The organism is Eubacterium sp. AF17-7 (assembly GCF_003461285.1).
GTDB classification, from domain to species: domain Bacteria; phylum Bacillota; class Clostridia; order Lachnospirales; family Lachnospiraceae; genus Eubacterium_U; species Eubacterium_U album.
The window spans coordinates 110,737-136,081 of the sequence record NZ_QTWU01000002.1; the positions used below are offsets into that span (position 1 = coordinate 110,737).

Here is a 25,345-nt window from a genome sequence, read left to right on the forward strand (position 1 = left end):
AAAAGAATGAATACATAATCAGATTATATTTCAAAATACGTCGGAGGTAAAAGGTATGAGCTATGATGAAATTTATTCAAAGTTAAAAAATGTAGGGCAGGAACAGTTGCTTGATTTTTATGATGAATTAAATGATGAGGAAAAAGAAAATTTGTTAAAGCAGATAGAAAAAATTGACTTCTCGATACTTGATTTAATAAATCATCAGAATGAAGAAAAAAAGAAAGGTGTTATTACACCGTTAAAGGGTGGTTTGTCCGTTGCAGATATTGAAAGAAATAGAGAAGAATATACTAATGTTGGTATAGATGCTATCAGACAGGGAAAAGTTGCAGCACTTTTACTTGCAGGAGGTCAGGGTACAAGATTAGGTTCAGATAAACCTAAAGGAATGTATAATATCGGCATTACAAAAGATGTTTATATTTTCGAGATGATTGTACGAAATCTTATGGATGTAGTTAATCAGACAGGAACATGGATTCCTTTATATGTAATGACAAGTGAAAAAAATAATGATGATACTGTTAAATTTTTTAAGGACATGAATTATTTTGGATATGATAAAGATTACGTTGATTTCTTTGTTCAGGAAATGGCACCTGCATCTACATTTGACGGAAAGATTTATCTTGAAGAAAAAGGAAAGGTATCAACTTCTCCAAACGGAAATGGTGGATGGTTTATATCTATGGTTAAAGCAGGTCTTTGTGAAAAAGCAAAGAAACAGGGAGTTGAATACATAAATATTTTCGCTGTTGATAATGTATGTCAAAGAATGGCAGACCCATGCTTTGTAGGAGCGATGATAAAGAATCAGTATCCTTCAGCAGCAAAAGTAGTTAAGAAAGCAAACCCTGAAGAACGAGTAGGAGTGTTATGCTATGAGGATGGAAAACCTTCTATTGTTGAATATTATGAATTGTCAGATGAAATGAGATATCAGAAAGACGACCAGGGAGAACTTGCTTATAAAGATGGTGTGATTTTAAATTATTTATTCAGAATTGACAAATTAGAAGAGATTATGAATAATAAGTTAAATGTGCATATAGTTAAGAAAAAGATTCCGTATGTAAACGCTAAGGGCGAAATTGTAAAACCTGAAGTTGAAAATGGATACAAATTTGAAACATTAGTTCTAGACATGATTCATATGATGGATGATTGTTTGGCATATGAGGTTGTTAGAAATAAAGAATTTGCGCCAATTAAAAATAAAACAGGCGTTGATTCAGTAGACACAGCCAGAGAATTATTAAAAGAAAACGGAGTGACATTGTAATGAAAAAAATTCTTGATGTATTAACAAGTGAATTTGAAAATGCATTTGAAAAATGCGGATATGACAAAAAATTAGGAAAAGTTGGAATTTCTAACAGACCTGATTTATGCGAATATCAGTGTAATGGTGCTATGGCAGGTGCAAAACTTTACAAAAAAGCACCGATTATGATTGCAAACGATGTAGTTGAACAATTAAAAGACAACAAGTTATTTGATTTAATTGAGGCAGTAATGCCCGGATTTATCAACATTAAACTTAGTGCTGATTATATTGATAAATATGTATCAAACATGAATGATGATGAAAGATTAGGATATGAAAAGAAAGAACCTATTACAGTTATAGTAGATTACGGTGGAGCGAATGTTGCAAAGCCTCTTCATGTTGGACATTTGCGTCCGGCAATTATCGGTGAAAGTGTAAAGAGAATTTGCAGATATGCGGGAGATACTGTATATGGTGATGTTCATCTTGGAGATTGGGGACTCCCAATTGGTCAGGTTATAGAAGAGTTAAGAGACAGACAGCCTGATTTGCCTTATTTTGATGAAAACTTTACAGGAGAATATCCAACTGAACCACCCTTTTCTATTAATGAATTAGAAGATATTTATCCAACAGGTAGTGGTAAATGTAAAGTTGATGAAGAATTTAAGAAGAGAGCTCAGGATACAACGGCTAAATTACAGCAGGGAAATAAAGCGTATATGGCACTTTGGAGACATATTATGAATGTGTCAAAGGCTGATTTAAAGAAAAATTATAAAAATTTAAATGTTGAATTTGATTTATGGAAGGGTGAAAGTGATGCTCAGCCATATATTCCTGATATGATTGATGATTTTGTAGCAAGAGGATTTGCACATGAAAGTCAGGGAGCTTTAGTTGTAGATGTTGCAAGACCTGATGACAAGAAGGAACTTCCTCCATGTATCGTAAGAAAGCATGATGGAGCAGCATTGTATGCAACATCTGATTTAGCAACTCTTATCGAAAGAGAAAAAGATTACCATCCGGGACATGTAATTTATGTTGTAGACAAACGTCAGGAATTACATTTCACTCAGGTATTCAGAGTAGCTAAAATGACAGGAATTGTTGGTGAAGATACACCTCTTACATTTATTGGATTTGGTACAATGAATGGAACTGACGGAAAGCCATTTAAGACAAGAGATGGCGGTGTTATGAGATTGGAAATGCTTATTTCTGACGTAAGTGAAAAGGTTTATGAAAAAATCCTTGAAAATAGAGACATATCTGAGGAAGAAGCAAGAGAAATATCAAAGATTATAGGACTTGCAGCAATTAAATACGGTGATTTATCAAATCAGGCAACAAAAGATTATGTATTTGATATTGACAGATTTACTTCATTTGAAGGAAATACAGGACCATATATTTTATATACAATTGTACGTATCAAGTCAATTTTAAAGAAATATGCTGAACAGGGAAATGAACTTTCTGCAAATGGAAAGATTGTTGACTTTGGAAGTGAAAGTGAAAGAAGCTTAAAATTAGTCCTTACACAGTTTAATGATGTAATGGAGGCAAGTTATAATGAATTAGCACCACACAGAGTATGTGCTTATATTTATGAAGTTGCAAATGCGTTCAACAGATTTTATCATGAAAATAATATTATGAATGAAGAAAATGCTGATAAACAGAAGAGTTATATCAATTTATTGACATTGACAAAGAAAGTATTAGAACAGTGTATTGATTTACTTGCAATAGATGCACCTGAACGTATGTAATCATAAAATTTAATTATTATTTATATTAAAAAAATCCGGTAGTTAAATTCTACCGGATTTTTTAGAGAATAATTTAATAAATTATAATTATTCAGCTGTAGTTTCTTCTACAGTAGTAGATTCATCTTCTGAAGCTGTTGTTGTAGCTTCCTGTGTAGATGTTTCTTCATCTGAAATGTCTTTTACATTGCTGTCGCCTGCTTCAATCAACTGCTTACGCAAATCAGAAGCTGAAACTTCACTGGCATATGTAGTAGTTGTTTCAGGTGGAGTGTACATACCTGTAGAAACAGCGATTGAATATCCTAAATATACTAAAATGGCAATTCCGATTAATGCGATTGCCACATACCCCAAGATTGTTTTTATCTGAGCTTTTTTAGGTGCTGCCTTACGGTTGTATTTCTCTTTCTTGCGATTGTCTACCTTCTGCTGACTCATTAATATGTACCTCACAAATTTAATTTTATCTTAATTATTATAAAACAAAAACATATGTAAAACAAGAGCGATTTATGGTATAATCCACAAAGAGGAATGGCAAATATTCTTTTTATTGCTGATAGAATGTGTTTATAGAAGTAATTAATGAATATAAATATAGAAGTGTAGAAAGAATATATTTGAATTAAGAAATATATAGTAAGTTGTATGTGTGCAATAAATAATAGATAAAAAACACAGAAAGGTCATACACATATGAGTAAATATAATATAATGATATTCGACTTAGATGGTACATTAAGTAATTCAAAAGAAGGAATTACTAAATCAGTGCAGTATGCTTTAAAGAGTGTAGGAATAGAAGAGGAAAATTTAGATTCGCTAGAACATTTCATTGGGCCTCCGCTTATTGATGAGTTTGTGAGAAGTTACGGAATGACGGTTGAAGAGGCAGCTCATTTAAAAGAGGTATATAGAGAAAGATATCTTCCGATAGGAATATATGAAACAACTATTTATCCAGGTACAAAAGAAATGTTAAGTTCTTTAAAAAAAGCAGGAAAGAAGTTGGCTATTGCAACTTCTAAACCTCTCGAAATGGCAATAGAAGTACTTAAATATTTAGAAATATATGAGTATTTTGATTACGTGATGGGTGCAGAAACCAAGGGAAACAGACAAAGTAAAGAAGCGGTTCTTAATGTCTTAATTGAAGAATCCGGTTTACACATAAATAATGATAATGCTGTAATGATTGGTGATACATGCTTTGATGTTGATGGAGCAAAGAAAGTCGGCTTGGATACAATAGGTGTATCATATGGTTTTGGCAATAGTAAAGAAATGCTTGAACATGGAGCGATAGCGATTGTTGATTCTGCTAAAGAATTAGAGGAATATTTATTAAGTTGATGAATTGAGGATGGCATGAAAGAAAAAGTAACAGCAAGGAATTTATGGAGAGGAATTTATCCTATACTGTTTTTTCAGGGAACAGCAATAGTAATTCAGAATATTTTAATGATAACGCTAAGTGTAATGAGTGCAAATTCTAAATACACAGGAATATCGCAATATAGTGATAGAGTAAATAAGATTAATTTACATGCGATGGAAATTACACTTTTAACGGATATTATATGTATTATTATAATGGCTTATTTTATGTATAGCGATATAGTAAAAGATAAATTAAAAGGAATTTATGTAAAATATGACAAAGTTAAATGGACTAAGTATTTACTTGTAATTCCGTTTGCATATTTTTTTATGATGTTTGCAAATGCTTTAGTAAGTATCTTAACGCTATATATGCCTGAAAATATGGTTGGAACATATGATAATACTAAAGAAATATTAAATAACAGTAGTTATTTTATGCTTATTATTACAACAGCAATTATTGCTCCGATATCAGAAGAATTTATGCATAGAGGAGTTGTATATAACAGATTTAAAAGAATATGTCCGCCTGTTTTAGCAGCAATTATTTCATCAATAATTTTTGGAATAATTCATATGAATTTTGTGCAAGGTCCGTATGCGTTTTTAGTTGGCCTTGCGGCGGTTTATGTTTATGAAAGATATAAAAGTATTATAGCTCCAATAATTTTACATGTTACAGCTAATTCTGTAAGTACAATTGTATCAATAATTGCAAATGAAACAGGTTTGGATACGAGTGCCGCGTCACAATATAATACAGTACAGCTTACTGCATCATATTTGCAAATGGCAATAGTATTTGGAATTTTAGCTTTAATTATAGGAATAATTATATACAAAACAGTTATACCAAATGAGATAAAGGAGATTAAGTAATGAAATTATTATCAGTAGCTGTTCCATGTTATAATTCAGCAGAATACATGGAAAAAACAATCAGAAGCATTTTAACAGGGGGAGACAGAGTAGAGTTAATAATAGTTGACGATGGCTCAAAGGATAATACCTTAGAAATAGCAAACAAATATCAAAGAAAATTTCCTGATATTGTAAAAGTTGTTCATCAGGAAAATGGTGGACATGGAGAAGCTGTAAATACAGGAATTAAAAATGCAACAGGATTATATTTTAAAGTAGTTGACAGTGATGACTGTCTTGGAAAGAATGCTTTAAAGCAGGTTCTTGATCTACTTGAAAAAATGGTTGAAGAAGATGCAGGGTTAGATATGCTTATCACAGACTTTTTATATGATAAAGTAGGTCAGAAACATAAAAAGGTAATGAGATATAAGAGGTCTATGCCTGTAGGTAAAATGTTTACATGGGATGATGTTAAATTTGGTAAAAGCCAGTATTTGCTTATGCACTCAGTAATATATAGAACAAAAGTACTTAGAGAAAGTGGTATGGTACTTCCAAAGCACACATTTTATGTTGATAATATTTATGTGTTCCAGCCATTGCCATATGTAAAGAATATATATTATCTTGATGTAGTATTGTACAAATATTTTATAGGAAGAGATGATCAGTCAGTTCAGCAGGATATTATGATTAAGAGAATTGACCAGCAGTATAGAGTTACAAAGATAATGCTTGATGTATATAATGACTCATTAGTAAATAATAAGAACTTAGACAATGTAATGGTTCATTATTTTGATATGATGATGTGTATTTCTTCAATATTATCAATTCTTGAAGGAAGCGATGAAAGATTAAAGGATAAACAGAAATTATGGGATGATCTAAAAGAAAGCAATCCCGTATTATATAAAAAGGTAAGATATTCAGCACTTGGAAGAACAATGAATTTAAAAGGTAAAGCCGGAAGAAAAGTTTCAAAGGCAGGATATAAGATTGCTCAGAAACTTTATGGCTTTAATTAAATGTAAAAGTGTTAGTGGTTTATATTAATAAACGCACAAGCTATTTGAAATTATTAGAATTTTAATGGCATAGAATAAAAAAATGATACGAATTCCAATTAGGTTTTCGTATCATTTTTTATTGTATTTATTTAAGAAGTATAATACTTCGTGTTTGTGTGGGTCTTTTACGTAAGGAGCATTAAATTTAACATTTTTGAACCATACTTTAAATACAACAAGGTATAAAGTGAGTGAAAGTAATATACCACATACTAAATCGATAAATGAATGTTGTTTTAAAAATACAGTAGAAAGACATATAAGTACTGCCAAGACGGATGTAAACCATTTAATACGTTTTCTTGATTTTAATTCTTTCATGTGAGGACTTTTTATCAGACAAATCTGGGCTGATAAAGTTGCAAAAACATGAATGCTTGGACATACATTTGTAGGTGTATCGTTATTGTATATAAAGTTAACTAAATTAATAAATATGTTATCTCTGATTCCGGAGTCAATACGTAAATCGTGACCATTAGGAAAAATTGTGTATATAAGCAGACATATTGTCATGCCGGTAAATTCATAAGCACAAAGTCTATAAAATTCGTTTGTTGAGTGATAAAACAAAAAAACGAAAATTGCCGGTAAATATAGAAACCATAACAGATATGGAATAATAAATAATTCGTTAAATGGAATAATATCATCCATAAAACAATGCATTATATGATAATTATCAGTTACGTTATTTTCTAATATGATAAACCATGGCATATATATGAAAAAATATAATAGAGGCCATAAATGTTTGTACTTATGAAAAAAGCTTCTGATTCTCTTTTTCATAAGAACTCCTTATGTTGTGTTTTAGTGAAATGAATTCACATTAATGAGAAGTATAACATCAAAAAATGTAAAAGTATACCTAATTAATATAATTTTAAGAATAAGTTTTAAATTTAGAAATAATTATTAAGAACTGAAGTATGATTTAATGGAAAACGAGAAATAGTTAAAGTAGATATATGAATAAAAAAGTTACAAATACATCTTAAATAGTGCTATTATAATAGGGTCCTTATTAAAATGAGATGAAAGGAAAAGATATGAATATTAATTTGACAATAGCACAGGAATTAAATGTTAAAGAATGGCAGGTAGAAGCTGCTGTAAAACTTATTGATGAAGGAAATACAATCCCTTTTATTGCGAGATACAGAAAACCTGTAACAGGAGAACTTAATGATGAACAGTTAAGAACTTTAGATGAAAGATTAAAATATTTAAGAAACTTAGAAGAAAAGAAAGAAACAGTATTAGCTTCAATTGAAGAACAAGGAAAATTAACAGATGAATTAAAGAAAAAAATCATGGATGCACAAACTATTGTTGCAGTAGATGATTTATATCGTCCATACAGACCAAAAAGAAGAACAAGAGCAACAGATGCTAAAGAAAAAGGCTTAGAACCTTTAGCAAATATAATTATGCTTCAAATGACTAAAAAACAGATAACGAAAGAAGCAGAAGCTTTTGTTAATCCTGAAAAAGGAGTTGAAAACGTTGAACAGGCTATTCAGGGTGCAAAAGATATAATTGCTGAAATGATTTCTGATAATGCTGAATATAGAAATGCAATAAGAAAATTAGTTCTAAAACAGGGAATGATTGCTTCAGAGGCAAAAAATAAAGAAGAAAAGACGGTTTATGATAATTACTATGAATATAGTGAATCAGTAGCAAAGATTCCCGGACATAGAATTTTGGCGATTAATCGTGGTGAAAAAGAAAAAATATTAAATGTTACAGTTGAAATGCCGGAAGAAGCAATAATAAATGCATTAGTAAAAACAACTATAATTAGAGATAACCAAAATACTTCTGATATAATTAAAGATGCTGTACAGGACAGTTTTAAACGACTTATTCAGCCTGCAATCGAAAGAGAAATCAGAAATTTACTTACTGAAAAAGCAGAGGATGGGGCAATTAAAGTATTTGGACAGAATTTAAAACAATTATTAATGCAACCTCCGATTATTGGAAAGACAGTTTTAGGATGGGATCCTGCGTTTAGAACAGGCTGTAAAATTGCAATTGTTGATCCTACAGGAAAAGTATTATATACAACTGTAATTTTTCCAACAGCACCGCAAAATAAAATAGAAGAATCGAAGAAAATAATTCTTGGCCTGATAGACAAATATAATGTTGATTTAATTTCGCTTGGTAATGGAACAGCCTCTAGAGAATCAGAAGCTGTAATTGTGGATATTATAAAAGAATCCAAAAGAAAAGTTCAATATATTATTGTTAATGAAGCCGGGGCTTCAGTATATTCTGCAAGCAAACTTGCAACTGAGGAATTCCCTAATTTTGATGTTGGACAAAGAAGTGCTACATCTATGGCGAGAAGATTACAGGATCCATTGGCTGAATTAGTTAAAATTGAACCTAAGGCTATTGGTGTAGGTCAATATCAGCATGATATGAATCAGAAAAAATTAGAAACAACACTTTCAGGTGTAGTCGAAGATTGTGTAAATAGTGTGGGAGTAGACTTAAATACTGCATCTGCTCCATTGCTACAGTATGTTTCAGGAATTAACAAAACACTTGCGAAAAATATTGTCGAGTATAGAGAAGAAAATGGCATTTTTAACAGTAGAAAAGATTTACTTAAGGTTGCTAAACTTGGACCAAAAGCATTTGAGCAATGTGCAGGATTTTTGCGTATTAGAGATGGAAAAGAGCCTTTAGATAATACAAGTGTTCATCCTGAAAGCTATAAAGCAGCAAAGGCTTTGCTTAAATTATTTGATTATTCTGAAAAAGATATAGCTTTAGGAATTAAAGATTTGCAGAAAAAGATTACAGATAATAAGAAAATTGCAGATGAAATAGGAACAGATGAAATTACATTGATGGATATAGTTAAGGAAATAGAAAAGCCGGGAAGAGATCCTAGAGATGAAATGCCAAAGCCTGTATTAAAGAGTGACGTTTTAGACTTTGATGACTTAAAAGAAGGAATGATTCTTAAGGGAACAGTTAGAAATGTAATTGACTTTGGTGCATTTGTAGATATAGGGGTTCATCAGGATGGACTTGTACATATATCTGAACTTAGTGATAAATATATAAAACACCCACTTGAAGTAGTGAGTGTTGGTGACATAGTTGATGTTAAAGTGTTAAGTGTTGACAAGAGCAAAAAGCGTATTCAACTTACAATGAAGAATATTTAAAAATAAATGATTTTGGATACAAAAGCCTAAGATTTACTTTGATGCTCATATTGGGGCGGACACCAAGAACTTTTGCCCGTTTATGAGCAAATTTATGTGGGCTTAGATCTTTTAAAACTGATATCATTAAACATCTTTAAACCAATCGACTGCGAAGTTTTTGAAATGATTTGCCTGCGGACTTAATTTTTTATTTTTGTCCCAGGCAATTTAAAAGTTGCCCGTACTTATGATACAGTTCTTGCTCCTGCAGGAGAAGCTTTTTATGAAATATATAATACGGGATATGATTTATCTTTTAATGATTAGTAGCTTTTATTTAAATTATTAAAAAAATGTTGACAGACGTGACGTATTGTGATAATATTTTTCTTGCGTCAAGCGAAAGCAAGATGTAAGCGGAAGTGTCGGAACTGGCAGACGAGCAAGACTAAGGATCTTGTGGCTATTGCAGTCGTGTGGGTTCAAGTCCCATCTTCCGCATTTTTTATACCTTAAAATAAGGTATATATTTGGGGTGGTACATATTTATTAGATAAAATATTAAATAAAGTTTGAAAAACTATAAAACTAAATTTGTATATTTATTTTAAATGATAAACACCCTAAGAGGTGTTTTTTTGTTATGCACAATGAGCCAAATACTTTCAGTTTTTTGCTTGCAAAAAAAACTGAAAGTATTTGGCGAATGTATAATCACTGAGAAGGAGCGAAGCGGATTCGAAGTGTTATACATGGTGAAGCCATGTGCATAACAAAAATAAAAAAAAGTAAAGCAATTAGTTTTTTGCTTGCAAAAAAAACTGAAAGTATTTGGCGAATGTATAATCACTGAGAAGGAGCGAAGCGGATTCGAAGTGTTATACATGGTGAAGCCATGTGCATAACAAAAATAAAAAAGTAAAGCAATTAGTTTTTTGCTTGCAAAAAAAAACTGAAAGTATTTGGCGAATGTATAATCACTGAGAAGAAGCGAAGCGGATTCGAGAATTGGAGGATTTTATGAAGATGAGTAAAAAGATAATTTATGTAACGTTAATTGTAATGATGAGCTTTTTTACAATATTTGCACAAAATAATGTAATGGCCGCAAAAAAAGAAAATAAAGTATATACAATATCAAAGAAAAGCAAATTGATTGACGTAGGTTCACACTTATATTCTACATATGGTTCTGATTATGTGAATAAATATACAAGAGATTGGTATTTGTTCCGCTCATATCTTGAAAAACTTGAGGTGTCAGGAGGAGGAAAATTAATTGTAAAAAAAGGAACATATAATATTACAAATACACTTTGTATTCCGTCAAATGTCAAAATTGTATTTGAAGATGGTGTTGTAATTAATAAAACAACAGATACACATACTAAGAAATTCCATGCAGGAGTAACCTTATTTGAATTTGTGCCTGCCGCAAAATATGATAAGAAAAATTGGAGCAAAGAATATAATGGAGTACATGACTCAAGTATGATTGGAAAAGGTAAAGTTACTATTAATACTAATAGCGTATACCAGTCTGTTGCAGTAACAATGTGTCATAATCAGAATATTACTATAAAAGGAATTACATTTGAAAATCTGAACGAATGTCATTTTATTGAATTAGATGCAAGTAAGAATGTGAAAATACTTAATTGCACATTTAGAAATGCAGAAGGATATAATAAAAACAGAGAGGCAATTAATATAGACACACCTGACGATTCTACGGATGGCTTTTCGAAAATATGGGCTAAAAACGATCAAACCCCTAATGTTAAAGTTTTAATTAAAAAATGTAAATTTAATAATGTAATAGTAGCAATTGGAACTCATAGATATAGCGATAATGGTGGAATTGTTTATCATAAAAACATCACCATAGAAGACTGTAATATTAAAAAAGCAAAAAGTTATGGAATAAATTGTTTAGCATGGGCAAATTGTAATATAAGAAATAATAAAATAAACAGTTATGATGAGAGCATAAGGCAAAGGGAAACAAAGAATATAAAAATAAAGAATAATTAAAAGGTTATTGAGTAGATTCAGAGTATAAATATATGTATTTAGCATTAGGGAAAGTTCAAATGAATTATGATAAATAATCCATCTCTCTTATTTGCAAAAATGCTTGCTATTTCCGGCATAATATGATAGTAATATATAGGATGAAAATTAAGAAAGTTAAGCAAATAAGAGGCTTTTTGCAGTCGTGGCGGAATTGGTATACGCGCATGATTCAGGTTCATGTTTTCGCAAGAAAGTGTGGGTTCAAGTCCCATCGACTGCATTTGTTTTGATTAAAATTATAACGATTAAAAATACCATTTCAATTTTTGAAATGGTATTTTTAATCGTTATAATGAAAAAAGTTGTAAAAAAATATCTGATACATAGCTGATTTTGTTGTATAATATCAGTTAGTAATTATAGAAATTAACAAAATAAACGAAGTTCGTTTCTAATGAATGCTTTTAACTAATGACCGCCAACCAAATGGAGAGGCAATGCTTATTAATATGAGTGGAGGAACAATATGTTTTATCCTGATGAAATAATAGAAGAAGTAAGAAATCAAAATGACATAGTAGATGTGATAAGTGAATATGTTAAATTACAGAAGAAAGGTGCTAATTATTTTGGACTTTGTCCATTTCATAATGAAAAATCACCGTCTTTTTCTGTTTCTCCGGGAAAACAAATGTATTATTGTTTCGGATGTGGTGAAGGAGGAAATGTTATTTCATTTGTAATGAAATATGAAAACTACTCTTTCATAGAAGCAGTTCAGATGTTAGCTTTCAGAGCAGGAATAGAATTGCCACAGGTTACCAGGTCAAAGGAAGAAAAGGAGAATGCAGATAAAAGATCTCAAATATTAACAATAAACACTTTGGCAGCGAAATTTTATTATTATATGCTTAAATCCGAAAAAGGTGCTTTGGCATATCATTATTTGCGTGGAAGAGAATTGTCAGATAACACAATTACAGGTTTTGGACTTGGATATTCTGATAAATACAGTGATTCATTATATAAATATATGAAAAGCAAAGGATATAAGGATGACATTTTAAAGGAAACAGGATTATTTACATTTGAAGAAAAGGGCGTTCATGATAAATTCTGGAACAGGGTAATGTTTCCTATTATGGATGTAAATAATAAAGTTATTGCCTTTGGTGGAAGAGTTATGGGTGATGGTAAGCCTAAATACTTAAATTCTCCTGAAACAAAGGTTTTTGATAAAAGCCGTAATTTATATGGACTTAATATTGCAAGAACAAGCAGAAAGGATTATTTACTTATCTGTGAGGGATATATGGATGTTATATCTCTTCATCAGGCAGGATTTAATAATGCGGTAGCTGCACTTGGAACATCATTTACTTCAGGCCATGCGTCGCTTATTAAGAGATATGCAAAAGAGGTTGTCCTTACATTTGACAGCGATGGAGCGGGAATCAAAGCGGCTTTAAGAGCCATACCTATTTTAAGAGAAGCCGGACTTTCAATCAAAGTATTAAGCATGAAGCCTTATAAAGACCCTGATGAGTTTATTAAGGCATTAGGACCTGAAGCGTATGAAGAAAGAATAGAGAAGGCTACTAATTATTTTATATTTCAGGTTGGAACACTTATGAACGAATATAATTTAGATGATCCATCTGAAAAGACAGAATTTCATAATAAAGTAGCAGATATGCTTTTGGAATTTGAAGATGAGATAGAAAGAAATAACTATCTTGAATCAGTATGCAGAACTTTTAATATTCCGTTAGATGGATTAAGACAGCTTGTCAAGAAGAAAGGTCTTAATTACATTGGAAAGAAACAAAGAGAAGAAAAAGAAACAATTAAGTCAGGAAATAAAGAAAAGGAAGAGGCAGTAGTGCTTGCACAGCAGATTTTGTTAACCTGGCTTATTGAAGAAAAAAATATTTTCGAAAGTGTTGCAAAGTATGTTTCGCCTTCAGATTTTTCTGATGATTTTTATAAAAGAGTGGCAGGCATTTTTTGGGCACAGATGGAAGAAAATGAAGCAAATCCTGCAAAAATAATTGACAATTTCCAAGATGAGGATGAGCATAAGAAAGTGGCAGCATTGTTTAATTCGCCACTTATAAATCAAAATCTGACTATGCAGGAAAAGGAAAAAGCAGTTAATGATGCAGTGATTCTTATAAAAAAGAAAAGCCTTGATGACAGGGCAAAAAATGCAACAGATATTTCTGAGATGCAGAATATAATTCAGGCTAAAGCACAGCTTGGAAAAATACACATTACATTAAATTAAATCAGGAGTTGTACAAATGACATTATCAAAAAGACTACAGGCAGTTGCAGACATGGTTACACCGGGATATGTGGTGGCAGACATAGGAACAGATCATGGATATATTCCAATTTATTTAACTAAGAACAAAATCTCACCGAAAGCATATGCAATGGATATTAATAAGGGCCCAATTGATAGGGCGACAGAAAATATCCATATGGAAGAATTGCAGGATAAGATTAAAGCAATTCAGTCAAATGGAATGGAAAAACTTGAGCCGGGCATGGTTCAGTCAGTTGTTATCGCAGGAATGGGTGGAGAACTTATGATTGACATTATAAAAAATTCTCCGGTTATCGGAACGCTTAAAGAGATGATTTTATCACCTCATTCTGATAAGGATTTTGTTAGAAAGAACATGATGGAGAATAATTGGAAAATTATTGATGAAACAATGGTTAAAGATAATGGCAAATATTATACAATTATGAAGGTGGTTCCGGGAAGAGAACAGAACAAATATTCACCGGAAGAATTAATTTATGGAAGATGTTTGATTGAAAAACAAAGTGATGTATTTAAGGAGTTCCTTGATAAAGAATATGAAAAATACACACAGATTTTAGATGTTTTGGATTGTAATGACAGCGTAATAGGACGAAACATTGAAATTCGCCGGTTACGCAAGTTAAACAGAAAGGCAAGGGGTTTGAATGGTTAAAGTCAAAGTAGGTTCTATGGAAAAAGAATATACAAGTAAGACAACATTGTATGAAATTGCTAAAGATTTTAAAAATCAGTATTCAAATGATATTGTTTTAGCAGAATGCGATGGAGTTTTGTGTGAATTATCAAAGAAAGTTGATGAGGACTGTGAAGTTAAGTTTATTACAACGGATACTAAGATTGGTAATGACTGTTACAGACGTTCTATGACATTTTTAATGATAAAAGCATTTTACAAAGTGTGTGACGGTGAGAACATAGACAAAATATCAGTACAGTATTCTGTAAGTAAAGGATATTTTTGTCGAATTTATGGAAAAGTTACAGTTACGCAGAAATTGCTTGATAGTGTTGAAGCTGAAATGAGAGGCTTAGTTGAAAAAGATGTTCTTATAACAAAGGAATCCTTGTCGACAGATGAAGCAATTAAGCTTTTCGGAGAACTTGGAATGTATGACAAGGAAAATTTATTTAAGTACAGAAGATCATCCCGTGTAAATGTATATCATATGGGTGGATTCGATGATTACTATTATGGATATATGACATATTCAACAGGAGTACTTAAATATTTTAAATTAATACAATATGACAATGGTTTTGTGCTTCAGATGCCTACAAAAGAAGAGCCTGATAAGGTGCCTGAATTTAAACCACAGGAAAAGGTATTTGAAGTATTAAAGGAAGCTACACAGTGGGGAGAGATGATGGGGGTTCCTACAATTGGAGCCGTAAATGACAAAATAACAAATGGAACAATCGGAAATATTATGCTTGTTCAGGAAGCTTTGCAGGAAAAGAAAATTGCTGACATTGCGACAGAAATAGCGAATAGACAGGGTGTTAAATTTGTTATGATAGCAGGTCCTTCATCCTCAGGCAAGACTTCATTTTCACATAGATTATCAATTCAGCTTATGGCACAGGGATTAAAGCCACATCCAATTCCGGTTGATAACTTCTTTAAAAATAGAGAAGATACTCCGGTAGATGAAGATGGAAAGTTAGATTATGAAGTGATTGAAGCTTTAGATGTAAAGTTGTTTAACGAGATTATGGAGCGACTTTTAAAAGGTGAAAAGGTTGAAATGCCTGAATTTAATTTCGTTACAGGAAAAAGAGAGTATCACAAAGATTATTTGAAACTTAATGATGACGATATTCTTGTTATAGAAGGAATTCATTGCCTTAATGATAAGATGTCATATTCATTGCCAAATGAATCTAAATTTAAAATTTATGTAAGTGCACTTACACCACTTAATGTAGATGAACATAATAGAATTCCTACAACGGATTTACGTCTTATAAGAAGAATTGTAAGGGATGCAAGAACAAGAGGCACATCTGCTGCAGCAACTATAGAAATGTGGCACCGCGTAAGAAGAGGAGAGGAAAATAATATTTTCCCATATCAGGAATGTGCAGATGCGATATTTAATTCAGCGTTAGTTTATGAACTTGCGGTACTTAAGCAGTATGCTGAACCGGCATTGTTTAGTGTGCCAAAAGATGCAGAAGAATATTTAGAAGCAAAAAGACTTCTTAAGTTTTTAGATTATGTTGTTGGAACTTCAAATGAGAATGTTCCAAACAATTCTTTGCTTAGGGAATTTACAGGTGGAAGTTGCTTTAAAGTATGATTTATGATATTGTAGTTATTTGTGAGTAGGATAAATGGTCGCGGATGCTATTGCCGAAAGGACGCAGACGAGGAAAGTCCGGGCTTCATAGGGCAGGATGCCGGCTAACGGCCGGTGGAGGTGACTCCCAGGAAAGTGCAACAGAGAGCAGACCGCCGGATATTCTCCGGTAAGGGTGAAAGGGCAGTGTAAGAGACTACCGCCTTTTTGGTAACAGAAAGGGCATTGTAAACCCCATTCGAAGCAAGACTGAACAGAAAGCATAAAGTGGCCCGCTTGCTTTCGGGTAGGTCGCTTGAACATATTGGTAACAATATGTCTAGATAGATGACCATTCATGACATAACCCGGCTTACAGTCCTACTCATTAATATAAAAAAAATCAGCCAACCCGGCTGATTTTTTAATTTGCATAGATTATAATTTTTCCCAAAGAATTCCCTGCTTTTCTTCACAGTATTTACAACTGTACAATCCTTTTTCTTTATCAGTTAATATAAATATGTGTTTTAATTCCTGCTCGATAGAAGTAATGCAACGAGGGTTTTTACAGTGAAGAACATTTGTGATTGAATCAGGTAAATTTAATTCTTTTTTATCTGTTAAAACACCGTCTTTTATAATATTTACTGTTATATTGTGGTCGATAAATCCTAAAACATCAAAATCAACAATGTCTAAAGGACCTTCGACTTTAATTATATCTTTTTTACCCATAACAGCACTACGTGCATTTTTTATAATGGCAACCTGATAATCTAATTTGTCTAATCCAAGGTATTTGTAGATTGCCATTGCACGACCTGCCTGAATGTGGTCTAATACAAATCCATTGTTAATCTGGTCTACATTTATCATATTTTCACCTCCAAAAGTGTGAGAATAAGAGCCATACGAACGTAAACTCCGTATTGAACCTGCTTAAAATATACAGCACGTGGGTCGTCATCTACCTCAACAGATATTTCATTTACACGAGGAAGTGGATGAAGTACGAGCATATCATCTTTTGCAAGTTTCATTTTTCTTTTATCTAAAATATAACTGTCTTTCATTCTAATATAGTCTTCTTCGTTAAAGAAACGTTCCTTTTGTACACGTGTCATGTATAAAATATCTAAGTCACTCATAACATCTTCAAGTTTTGTCACTTCTTTAAAAGGTGCACCGGCTTTTGTTAAGTTTTCTCTTATATATTCTGGAACTCGTAATTCCGGTGGTGAGATAAGAACAAATGATATATTTTCATATCTTAAAAGTGCATTTATAAGTGAATGAACTGTTCGTCCGAATTTTAAGTCACCACAAAGACCGATTGTGAGATTGTTTAAACGTCCTTTTAAGGATCTTATTGTCATTAAATCTGTGAGAGTCTGAGTTGGATGCTGATGTCCGCCATCACCTGCGTTGATTACGGGAATAGATGATTTAGATGCTGCAACTAAAGGAGCACCTTCTTTAGGATGACGCATTGCACAAATATCAGCGTAACATGAAATAATTCGAATAGTATCAGAAACACTTTCTCCTTTGGAGGCTGAACTTGAATCAGCTGAAGAAAATCCTAAAACACTGCCACCTAAGTTAATCATGGCAGCCTCAAAACTAAGACGTGTTCTTGTACTTGGTTCATAGAATAAAGTTGCGATTTTTTTACCTTTGCAGGCTTCTTTATATTTGTCTGGGTTCTTTTCAATGTCAGATGCAAGATCAAGTAAATCGTCAAGCTCTTCTACAGAAAAATCCAGAGGACTAATTAAATGTCGCATAAGTTCCTCCTTATCCAATTTTTTTCTACACAATATGATAAGGTAATAAGACAAAATATTCAAGTAAAAAAGTGCAAAAATATACAGAAAAATAGAAAAGATTTTAAAGTTAAAAAAAAACTAGTGGAAAAGTTCGTGAAAAAACGAAAATGTGATATAATTAAATCTGATTTCCTTTAAATATAAAAATGAATTTGAGTCTTTATAATAGATGTAATTGATAAAAATAGTGATTGAGATAATTTAGTAGTTATTTAATTTAGAAGGATGGTGTATATTATGGAATTATTTTATGAAACAATAGAAAAAATGTGTACACAGGTAAAAGAAAAACTATCATTAAAAGAATTTTGCAAAAATGAAGAAATAACAGCCATAATTTTAGGCTCAGGATTAGGTGGGTTCGCTAATAATATAGAAGATGTAAAGAGCATTAAGTATAGTGAGATAGAAGGTTTCCCTATAACGACAAATACAGGACATAAGGGAAGGATGCTTTTTGGCTATATAAATAATAAGGCGGTAATAGTAATGGAGGGAAGAATTCATTATTATGAAGGATATAGCATGAAAGAAGTAGTGACTCCAATATATTTTATGAAATTAATGGGAACTAAAAAAATAATACTTACAAATGCTGCAGGCGGTATAGGAGACAACTTTGAAGTAGGAAATCTTATGATGATTACAGATCACATTACTTCATTTGTTCCGTCACCTTTAATTGGAAAAAATGATGAAAGATTTGGCCTAAGATTTCCTGATATGTCATGCGTATATAATAAAAAATTGCAACAGGTAATTAGAAGCGTAGCGGATAGAGAGAATATTGAATTAAAAGAAGGTGTTTATTTGCAGACTACCGGACCTAATTATGAAACTCCTGCAGAAATACAAATGTATAAAAAGCTTGGAGCAGATGCAGTTGGAATGAGTACAGCAGTTGAAGCAATGGTTGCAAATTACCTTCAAATAAAAGTGTGTGGTATAAGTTGCATAACAAATAAAGCAGCAGGCTTGTCAGATAAGGAATTAAATGATGAAGAGGTTAAAGAAGTAGCTTCTAAAGTGGCTAAAGATTTTGAAACACTCTTAAAGGGAATTATATAGAATAGAAAATGCCGGGAGATTAAATCCCGGCACTTTTTTATTGCTCCTGTTCATCAGGGTTATCTTTCTTTATAGGATGTATTGTAATTCGAACAGAGTCGATACGTTTATCATCCATTTTTTCTACTTTTAATGTGCAGTTACCAATAGTAACACTGTCGCCAATATCAGGAAGACGCTCAAGGTTTTCGATTATGAGCCCGCCAATTGACTCGTAATGCTCAGAATCAATATCTAACCCTAACTGATCGTTTAAATCATCAAGGTTGATAGAACCTTCAACGATATATTGATTTTCATTTATTTTTCTAATGACACGTTTTTCGTCTTCATCAAATTCGTCTCGTATTTCACCAACAATCTCTTCGATAATATCTTCAAGTGTAATCAACCCTTCAGCTAAACCATATTCATCAAGGACAATACATAGACTTGTGTCGTTATCACGCATTTCAATAAGAAGATTGTTAAGTTCTTTTTGTGCGTAAGTATAATAAGGCTCACGCATTAATTCTTCAAGTTTGAAATTATCTTTTGTGACATGATTAATAATCATATCTTTGATATTTATAACACCTATTATGTTGTCAGTGCTGTCTTTATAAACAGGAATTCGTGTAAATTTATCACGTTTAACTAAATCTAACAATTCATCGTAAGTTGTAGTAGTACTTATCATTGATATGTCAACCTTTGGAACCATGATGTCTTTAGCTCTTGCGTCACCAAAATCAAACACATTGTTAATCATGTCTAATTCTTCGGACTCGATGATTCCTTCTTCCTGACTTACATCCATAATTGTTCTTAATTCATCTTCTGTAAAATGAGAAGATTTTGATGACGTATCAACACGTAATATCATTAAAATTAATTTTGAAAAATTATCAATTATAAAAATGATAGGAGTTAAAACAAACATAAGAATTGAAATAACTCTTGCGTATGAAAGTGCTACATTTTCTGAATGAATACCGGCAACTGTCTTTGGAATTATTTCACCAAAAATCAATACAACAAAAGTAAGAACGAACGTGCCGATACTTACATATATATTTCCAAATACATTTTGTACAAATAAAGTGGAAATAGCAGAGGCACCTATATTTACTATGTTGTTTCCTATTAAAACGGTGCTAAGCATTTTTGACTGATGCTTTATTACTTTATCAAGGATAAGGGCACGTTTATTGCCATCATCAACTAACATACGAATACGCATCTTATTAACTGTTGTTAAAGCCGTTTCTGCAGATGAAAAAAATGCAGATAGTAAAATTAAAACTAATAATACACATAGCATAGCTATGTCACTGGGTCCCACAATATCACTCCTTAATTAAATAAATATTTATGTACATAATTCTATGCGTACATTTAGGATATTGTACAAAATACTAAACTTGATGTCAAGAATGGCACATATTTTCCTTTTTAAATAAAAATGTATTCCAAATAGTCATATTTTATAAATAATGAAATAGAATTGTAAAAAGCAAAATTGGAAAAAGGAATGAAAGAAACAGTTTTATCAATAATTAAGGTGATTTTTGCACAATTAGTACTTACGGCAGTTGTTATATTGCTGGCTTCGTTTATTACATATAAATTAAAAGTAAGTGATTTTGGGTACAAAGTAATAGTAATGGTAGTATATGGGATAGTTACATTTATTGGTGGGATGATTATAGGAAAAGTAAAAAACAAAAGGAAGTTTTTATGGGGAGCGCTGACAGGTGGAATTTATATAGGAATGATAATGATTGTGGCATTTGCAATAGCACATAATGGAGAGTCTAGTGTGGTGAAAATGGTACCAGCTTTAATAACTTCATTAGCAGGTGGAATGCTTGGAGGAATGGCAGGGTGATGTAGGAAAAACAATATGAAAAAACGTTTTAACTGTATAGTAAAAAATAGTTTGAAAAAATATATTCATGTGTTATAATATTTTTTGAATTGTACAAAAATAAATAAACTGGAGGAATATCATGAAACATATTAAGACATTAACATCAAAAACATTAAAGGAAACAATGAAAAAAGGTGGATGTGGCGAATGTCAGACATCATGTCAGTCAGCATGCAAGACTAGCTGTACAGTAGGAAATCAGACTTGCGAAAATAAATAATTTTATAATGAAGTATGTCTATAACAGAGCCGACGTTTGTCGACTCTGTTATAGTGCGTTATTGCATAAACTTTAAAAATTATGACATACCATTAAATGGAGAGGAGAAAATACAGTGATTCACCAGTATAAAAGTAATGGTTATAATATCGTATTAGATGTAGAAAGTGGAGCAGTTCATGTTGTGGACGACATTACATACGATGTTATTTCATTATATGAGGAGAATTCTGCTGATGAAATAATTTCTAAATTAAAATCATCATATAATGAGGATGAAATAAGAGAATGTATTTCAGAAGTAAAGGAACTCGTTGAAGATGGACAGCTGTTTACTGAAGATATTTACGAACCATTTGTGGAGAAATTTAAAGAAAAGAGACAGACAGTTGTAAAGGCATTATGCCTTCACATAGCCCATGATTGCAACCTTGCATGTAAGTATTGTTTTGCAGAAGAAGGTGAATATCATGGAAGAAGAGCATTAATGAGTTTTGAAGTCGGAAAGAAAGCTTTGGATTTCTTAGTTGCTAATTCAGGTAACAGAGTTAATCTTGAAGTTGACTTTTTTGGCGGAGAGCCATTGATGAACTGGGATGTAGTTAAGCAGTTAGTTGCGTATGGTCGCTCGTTAGAAGAACCAAATAACAAAAAATTTAGATTTACTCTTACAACAAACGGAGTTCTGTTAAACGATGAGGTAATGGAATTCGTAAATAAAGAAATGTCTAATGTTGTATTAAGTCTTGACGGAAGAAAAGAAGTAAACGATAGAATGCGTCCGTTTAGAACAGGAAAAGGCAGTTATGATTTGATAGTGCCTAAATTTCAGAAACTAGCAGAAAGCAGAAATCAGACAAATTACTATATCAGAGGAACATTTACAAGAAATAATTTAGATTTTTCAGAAGATGTTAAGCATTTTGCTGATTTAGGATTTAAGCAGATGTCAATAGAACCTGTAGTCGGACCGGAAGAAGACCCATACTCGATTAGAGAACAGGATCTTCCACAGATTATGGAGGAATATGACAAGTTAGCCCTTGAATACATTGATCGATACAAGAAAGGAAATGGATTTAATTTCTTCCACTTTATGATTGATTTGACACAGGGACCTTGTGTTTATAAGAGATTGTCAGGATGTGGTTCGGGAACAGAATATCTGGCAGTAACGCCATGGGGTGATTTCTATCCATGTCACCAATTTGTTGGAAATGAAGATTTCCTTATGGGAAATGTAGATGAAGGAATTACAAAACCTGAACTTGTAAAGGAATTTGGCAATTGTAATGTATATTCTAAAGAAAAATGCAAGAATTGTTTTGCTAAGTTTTATTGCAGTGGTGGTTGTGCAGCTAATTCTTACAATTTCCATGGCACAATTAATGATGCATATGACATTGGATGTGAAATGCAAAGAAAAAGAGTGGAATGCTCTATAATGATAAAAGCAGCGTTAGCTGATGAATAAGAAAGAGGTTTTATAAAATGAAGAAAATGAACAAGACAAGAGGAATCGTTTATGCCATCTTATCTCTTGTAATTATCGCGTGTCTTGGAGGCATTGTCTTATTTGGTCTTCCAAATTGGAAATGGCTCGGAGCTTACAAGGATAGTGGTAAAGCGGCAAACATCACACAGGGACTTGACCTCAAAGGTGGTGTAAGTGTTACATATCAGGTATCTGATGACAATCCAAAGTGGGATGCAACAGATTTATCTGATACAGTTTATAAGATGCAGCAGAGAGTTAACCAGTTTAGTACTGAAGCTACAGCATACAAAGAAGGGGATGACAGAATTACTGTTGATATCCCTGGTGCAAATGATGCTGATGAAGTAGTTGAACGTTTAGGTAAACCGGGTTCATTATATTTCTGTACAAAGAGTTCTACAGATTTAACAGAAGAACAGTTAGCAGAAACAGATGAAAACGGAAATAAGAAGTATGTTCAGCTTACTGATGGAAATTATGCAGGATACTATCAGATTTGGTTAACAGGTGATGACATTGCAGATGCTCAGGGACAGCAGTCATCTGACAGCAAAACTAAAAAATCTGAAGCAGTAGTTTCATTAACATTTACAGATGCCGGATCAACAAAGTTCTATAACATGACATCACAGTATGTTGGTCAGCCTACATACATTATTTATGATAATGAAGTAATCAGTAACCCAACTGTTCAGTCAGCAATCAGTGGTGGACAGGCACAGATTGATGGTATGGCAGATATGGATGAAGCTAATAATCTTGCTTCAAATATCAGAATTGGTACTTTGAATTTATCATTGGATGAAATCAGCCACAAAGTTGTGAGCGCTCAGCTTGGTTCTGATGCATTAAGCAAGTCAATTAAGGCTGGTATCATTGGATTTATAATAATTATTTTATTCTTATTATTAGTTTACAGAATTGCCGGTGTTGCAGCTAGTTTAGCATTGGTAGTTTTCGTTGAGTTAGAAATGCTTACATTAAATGCATTTGACTTGACATTATCATTACCTGGTATTGCAGGTATTATTCTTGGTATTGGTATGGCAGTAGATGCTAACGTTATTATTAATGCCAGAATCAGAGAAGAAATTGCAGCAGGAAAGACAGTTAAGAGTGCAATTACAATTGGTTTCGATAAAGCTAAATCAGCTATTGTAGATGGAAATATTACAACACTTATCGCAGCTTTAGTTCTTTTATGGAGAGGTTCAGGTACAGTACAGGGATTTGCTCAGACTTTAGCTATCAGTATTGTATTCCAGTTATTTACATCATTATTTGTATCTAAGTGGTTTGTATGGATTCTTTACTATTTAGGATTCCAAGGCGAAAAGTTCTACGGAAAAGAAAAGACAAGAAAGGCAATTCATTTCTTAAAGAAGAGAGTTGTATTCTTTGCACTTTCAATAATTGTAATCATTGGTGGATTCGCAACAATGATTGGATACTCAGCAGCCGGAAAAGACCCATTCTTCTTAAGCGTTGAATTTAAGGGTGGTAGCTCAGTAACAGTTGACTTTGATAAAGAATATACAATGGATCAGTTTAATGATGAAATTAAACCTGCACTTGTAGATACATTAGGAACATCTGATATTCAGGGACAGAAAGAAACTGGTTCAAATAAATTCGTTATTAAGACAAAGAAACTTGAAGGCGATGAATTTGATGCATTTGAAAAATTATTAATTGAAAAATTTGGTGCCGTAGACAGCAAGGATAATTTCCAGAACACTATGATTTCTGCAACAGTAAGTAAAGAAATGAGAAGTGATGCTGTATGGGCAACAATCATTGCTACAATTTGTATGTTAATTTACATTTGGATTAGATTTAAGGATATCAAGTTTGCTTCAGCAGCTGTAATTGCATTAATTCATGACGTACTTGTTGTTATTGGATTCTATGCAGTATCAAGAGTAGCAGTAGGAACAACATTTATTGCATGTCTTCTTACAATTGTAGGTTACTCTATTAATGCTACAATTGTTATTTTCGATAGAATTAGAGAAAATAAGGCATCAATGAAGCGTGGAGATGACTTAGAAGAATTAGTTGACTTAAGTATCACACAGACACTTACAAGAACAATTTACTCAAACGTAACAACATTTATCATGGTATTTATGATATTTATCATGGGTGTTACATCAATCAAAGAGTTTACATTACCATTAATGGTAGGTTTAGTATGTGGTGCTTACTCATCAGTATGTATAACAGGTGCTGTTTGGTTTGTTCTTACTAAGAAATTTGGAAAGAAAAAAGCTAACTAAAAAACACATAAAATATACTTTATAATAAAATGAACGGGGCTGTAAAAGGTGCCGTTCATTTTGTGTTATGCACAATGAGCCAAATACTTTCAGTTTTTGCTTGCAAAGAAAAATGAAAGTATTTGGCGAATGTATAATCACTGAGAAGAAGCGAAGCGAATTCGAAGTGTTATACATGGCGAAGCCATGTGCATAACACAAATAGAGAGGGTATAGAACTGGCGAATGTATAATCACTGAGAAGAAGCGAAGCGGATTCGAAGTGTTATACACGGCGAAGCCATGTGCATAACACAAATAGAGAGAGTATAGAACTGGCGAATGTATAATCACTGAGAAGAAGCGAAGCGGATTCG

The 25,345-nt window shown here is 32.3% G+C and carries 20 protein-coding genes, 2 tRNA genes and 1 other RNA gene; 18 read left to right on the forward strand and 5 right to left on the reverse strand.

Features of this window, described 5'->3' with window-relative positions:
* Window positions 1-55: 55 nt before the first annotated feature.
* Both DWW96_RS03775 and argS read left to right on the forward strand, forming a co-directional pair.
* On the forward strand, window positions 56-1,285 hold the full coding sequence (locus DWW96_RS03775) for a UDPGP type 1 family protein (RefSeq protein ID WP_022087846.1): 1,230 nt from the start codon (window positions 56-58) through the stop codon (window positions 1,283-1,285).
* Window positions 1,285-3,051: an arginine--tRNA ligase gene (gene argS / locus DWW96_RS03780; protein ID WP_117909204.1), complete on the forward strand. Its 1,767-nt coding sequence runs from the start codon at window positions 1,285-1,287 to the stop codon at window positions 3,049-3,051. Before DWW96_RS03775 ends, argS begins: the two co-directional genes overlap by 1 nt.
* An 87-nt stretch (window positions 3,052-3,138) precedes the next feature.
* On the opposite strand, the gene DWW96_RS03785 is transcribed toward argS, so the two are convergent.
* A complete protein-coding gene (locus DWW96_RS03785) occupies window positions 3,139-3,492 on the reverse strand; it encodes a hypothetical protein (RefSeq protein ID WP_022087844.1) in 354 nt (117 codons plus the stop codon).
* A gap of 258 nt (window positions 3,493-3,750) precedes the next feature.
* Between DWW96_RS03785 and DWW96_RS03790 the strand changes: the two genes are divergently transcribed.
* The 3 genes from DWW96_RS03790 to DWW96_RS03800 are packed head-to-tail and all read left to right on the forward strand — an operon-like array spanning window position 3,751 to window position 6,329.
* Window positions 3,751-4,407 (forward strand): HAD-IA family hydrolase, encoded by a 657-nt coding sequence (locus DWW96_RS03790; protein ID WP_022087843.1) that lies wholly within the window; start codon window positions 3,751-3,753, stop codon window positions 4,405-4,407.
* A 15-nt stretch (window positions 4,408-4,422) separates the two neighbouring features.
* On the forward strand, window positions 4,423-5,316 hold the full coding sequence (locus DWW96_RS03795) for a type II CAAX endopeptidase family protein (RefSeq protein WP_022087842.1): 894 nt from the start codon (window positions 4,423-4,425) through the stop codon (window positions 5,314-5,316).
* Window positions 5,316-6,329, forward strand: a complete 1,014-nt coding sequence (locus tag DWW96_RS03800) for a glycosyltransferase family 2 protein (protein WP_022087841.1) — start codon at window positions 5,316-5,318, stop codon at window positions 6,327-6,329. The genes DWW96_RS03795 and DWW96_RS03800 overlap by 1 nt, the downstream gene beginning before the upstream one ends.
* Before the next feature lie 111 nt (window positions 6,330-6,440).
* Here DWW96_RS03800 and DWW96_RS03805 read toward each other — a convergent pair whose 3' ends face one another.
* On the reverse strand, window positions 6,441-7,163 hold the full coding sequence (locus tag DWW96_RS03805) for a phosphatase PAP2 family protein (RefSeq protein WP_117909206.1): 723 nt from the start codon (window positions 7,161-7,163) through the stop codon (window positions 6,441-6,443).
* Between the two features lie 260 nt (window positions 7,164-7,423).
* Here DWW96_RS03805 and DWW96_RS03810 point away from each other — a divergent pair, with 260 nt between their 5' ends.
* From DWW96_RS03810 to rnpB, 8 genes are all read left to right on the forward strand, one after another.
* Window positions 7,424-9,565, forward strand: coding sequence for a Tex family protein (locus DWW96_RS03810; protein WP_117909208.1), 2,142 nt, complete (start codon window positions 7,424-7,426; stop codon window positions 9,563-9,565).
* Between the two features lie 398 nt (window positions 9,566-9,963).
* A tRNA-Leu gene (locus tag DWW96_RS03815) sits at window positions 9,964-10,048 on the forward strand.
* Between the two features lie 519 nt (window positions 10,049-10,567).
* Window positions 10,568-11,581, forward strand: a complete 1,014-nt coding sequence (locus DWW96_RS03820; protein ID WP_117909211.1) for a right-handed parallel beta-helix repeat-containing protein — start codon at window positions 10,568-10,570, stop codon at window positions 11,579-11,581.
* Window positions 11,582-11,759: 178 nt separating this feature from the next.
* Window positions 11,760-11,843, forward strand: a tRNA-Leu gene (locus DWW96_RS03825).
* Between the two features lie 246 nt (window positions 11,844-12,089).
* The gene (dnaG, locus tag DWW96_RS03830; protein WP_117909213.1) at window positions 12,090-13,850 is read left to right on the forward strand and encodes a DNA primase; all 1,761 of its coding nucleotides are present in this window, start codon (window positions 12,090-12,092) and stop codon (window positions 13,848-13,850) included.
* 16 nt (window positions 13,851-13,866) lie between these two features.
* Complete coding sequence (locus DWW96_RS03835; protein ID WP_022088124.1) at window positions 13,867-14,553, forward strand: class I SAM-dependent methyltransferase; 687 nt, start codon at window positions 13,867-13,869, stop codon at window positions 14,551-14,553.
* Window positions 14,546-16,201 carry a nucleoside kinase gene (locus tag DWW96_RS03840; protein ID WP_117909214.1) on the forward strand — a complete coding sequence of 552 codons (1,656 nt, stop codon included), beginning with the start codon at window positions 14,546-14,548 and terminating at the stop codon, window positions 16,199-16,201. Before DWW96_RS03835 ends, DWW96_RS03840 begins: the two co-directional genes overlap by 8 nt.
* A 22-nt stretch (window positions 16,202-16,223) precedes the next feature.
* Window positions 16,224-16,572, forward strand: an RNA gene (gene rnpB / locus DWW96_RS03845) — RNase P RNA component class A.
* A gap of 46 nt (window positions 16,573-16,618) precedes the next feature.
* Here rnpB and DWW96_RS03850 read toward each other — a convergent pair.
* Together DWW96_RS03850 and pyrB are read right to left on the reverse strand one after the other, a co-directional pair.
* A complete protein-coding gene (locus DWW96_RS03850) occupies window positions 16,619-17,059 on the reverse strand; it encodes an aspartate carbamoyltransferase regulatory subunit (RefSeq protein ID WP_117909216.1) in 441 nt (146 codons plus the stop codon).
* Window positions 17,056-17,970: an aspartate carbamoyltransferase gene (gene pyrB, locus DWW96_RS03855; RefSeq protein ID WP_117909218.1), complete on the reverse strand. Its 915-nt coding sequence runs from the start codon at window positions 17,968-17,970 to the stop codon at window positions 17,056-17,058. Before pyrB ends, DWW96_RS03850 begins: the two co-directional genes overlap by 4 nt.
* A 279-nt stretch (window positions 17,971-18,249) precedes the next feature.
* Here pyrB and DWW96_RS03860 point away from each other — a divergent pair, with 279 nt between their 5' ends.
* The gene (locus DWW96_RS03860) at window positions 18,250-19,080 is read left to right on the forward strand and encodes a purine-nucleoside phosphorylase (protein ID WP_117909220.1); all 831 of its coding nucleotides are present in this window, start codon (window positions 18,250-18,252) and stop codon (window positions 19,078-19,080) included.
* Between the two features lie 37 nt (window positions 19,081-19,117).
* Here DWW96_RS03860 and DWW96_RS03865 read toward each other — a convergent pair whose 3' ends face one another.
* Window positions 19,118-20,404 carry a hemolysin family protein gene (locus DWW96_RS03865; RefSeq protein ID WP_243003014.1) on the reverse strand — a complete coding sequence of 429 codons (1,287 nt, stop codon included), beginning with the start codon at window positions 20,402-20,404 and terminating at the stop codon, window positions 19,118-19,120.
* 189 nt (window positions 20,405-20,593) lie between these two features.
* Here DWW96_RS03865 and DWW96_RS03870 point away from each other — a divergent pair, with 189 nt between their 5' ends.
* From DWW96_RS03870 to secD, 4 genes are all read left to right on the forward strand, one after another.
* The gene (locus DWW96_RS03870; protein WP_117909222.1) at window positions 20,594-20,950 is read left to right on the forward strand and encodes a TIGR04086 family membrane protein; all 357 of its coding nucleotides are present in this window, start codon (window positions 20,594-20,596) and stop codon (window positions 20,948-20,950) included.
* A 121-nt stretch (window positions 20,951-21,071) separates the two neighbouring features.
* Window positions 21,072-21,212, forward strand: coding sequence for a six-cysteine ranthipeptide SCIFF (scfA, locus tag DWW96_RS03875; protein WP_022088117.1), 141 nt, complete (start codon window positions 21,072-21,074; stop codon window positions 21,210-21,212).
* A gap of 115 nt (window positions 21,213-21,327) precedes the next feature.
* The gene (gene scfB, locus DWW96_RS03880; protein WP_117909224.1) at window positions 21,328-22,686 is read left to right on the forward strand and encodes a thioether cross-link-forming SCIFF peptide maturase; all 1,359 of its coding nucleotides are present in this window, start codon (window positions 21,328-21,330) and stop codon (window positions 22,684-22,686) included.
* A 17-nt stretch (window positions 22,687-22,703) separates the two neighbouring features.
* Complete coding sequence (gene secD / locus DWW96_RS03885) at window positions 22,704-24,989, forward strand: protein translocase subunit SecD (protein ID WP_243003015.1); 2,286 nt, start codon at window positions 22,704-22,706, stop codon at window positions 24,987-24,989.
* Window positions 24,990-25,345 lie beyond the last annotated feature (356 nt).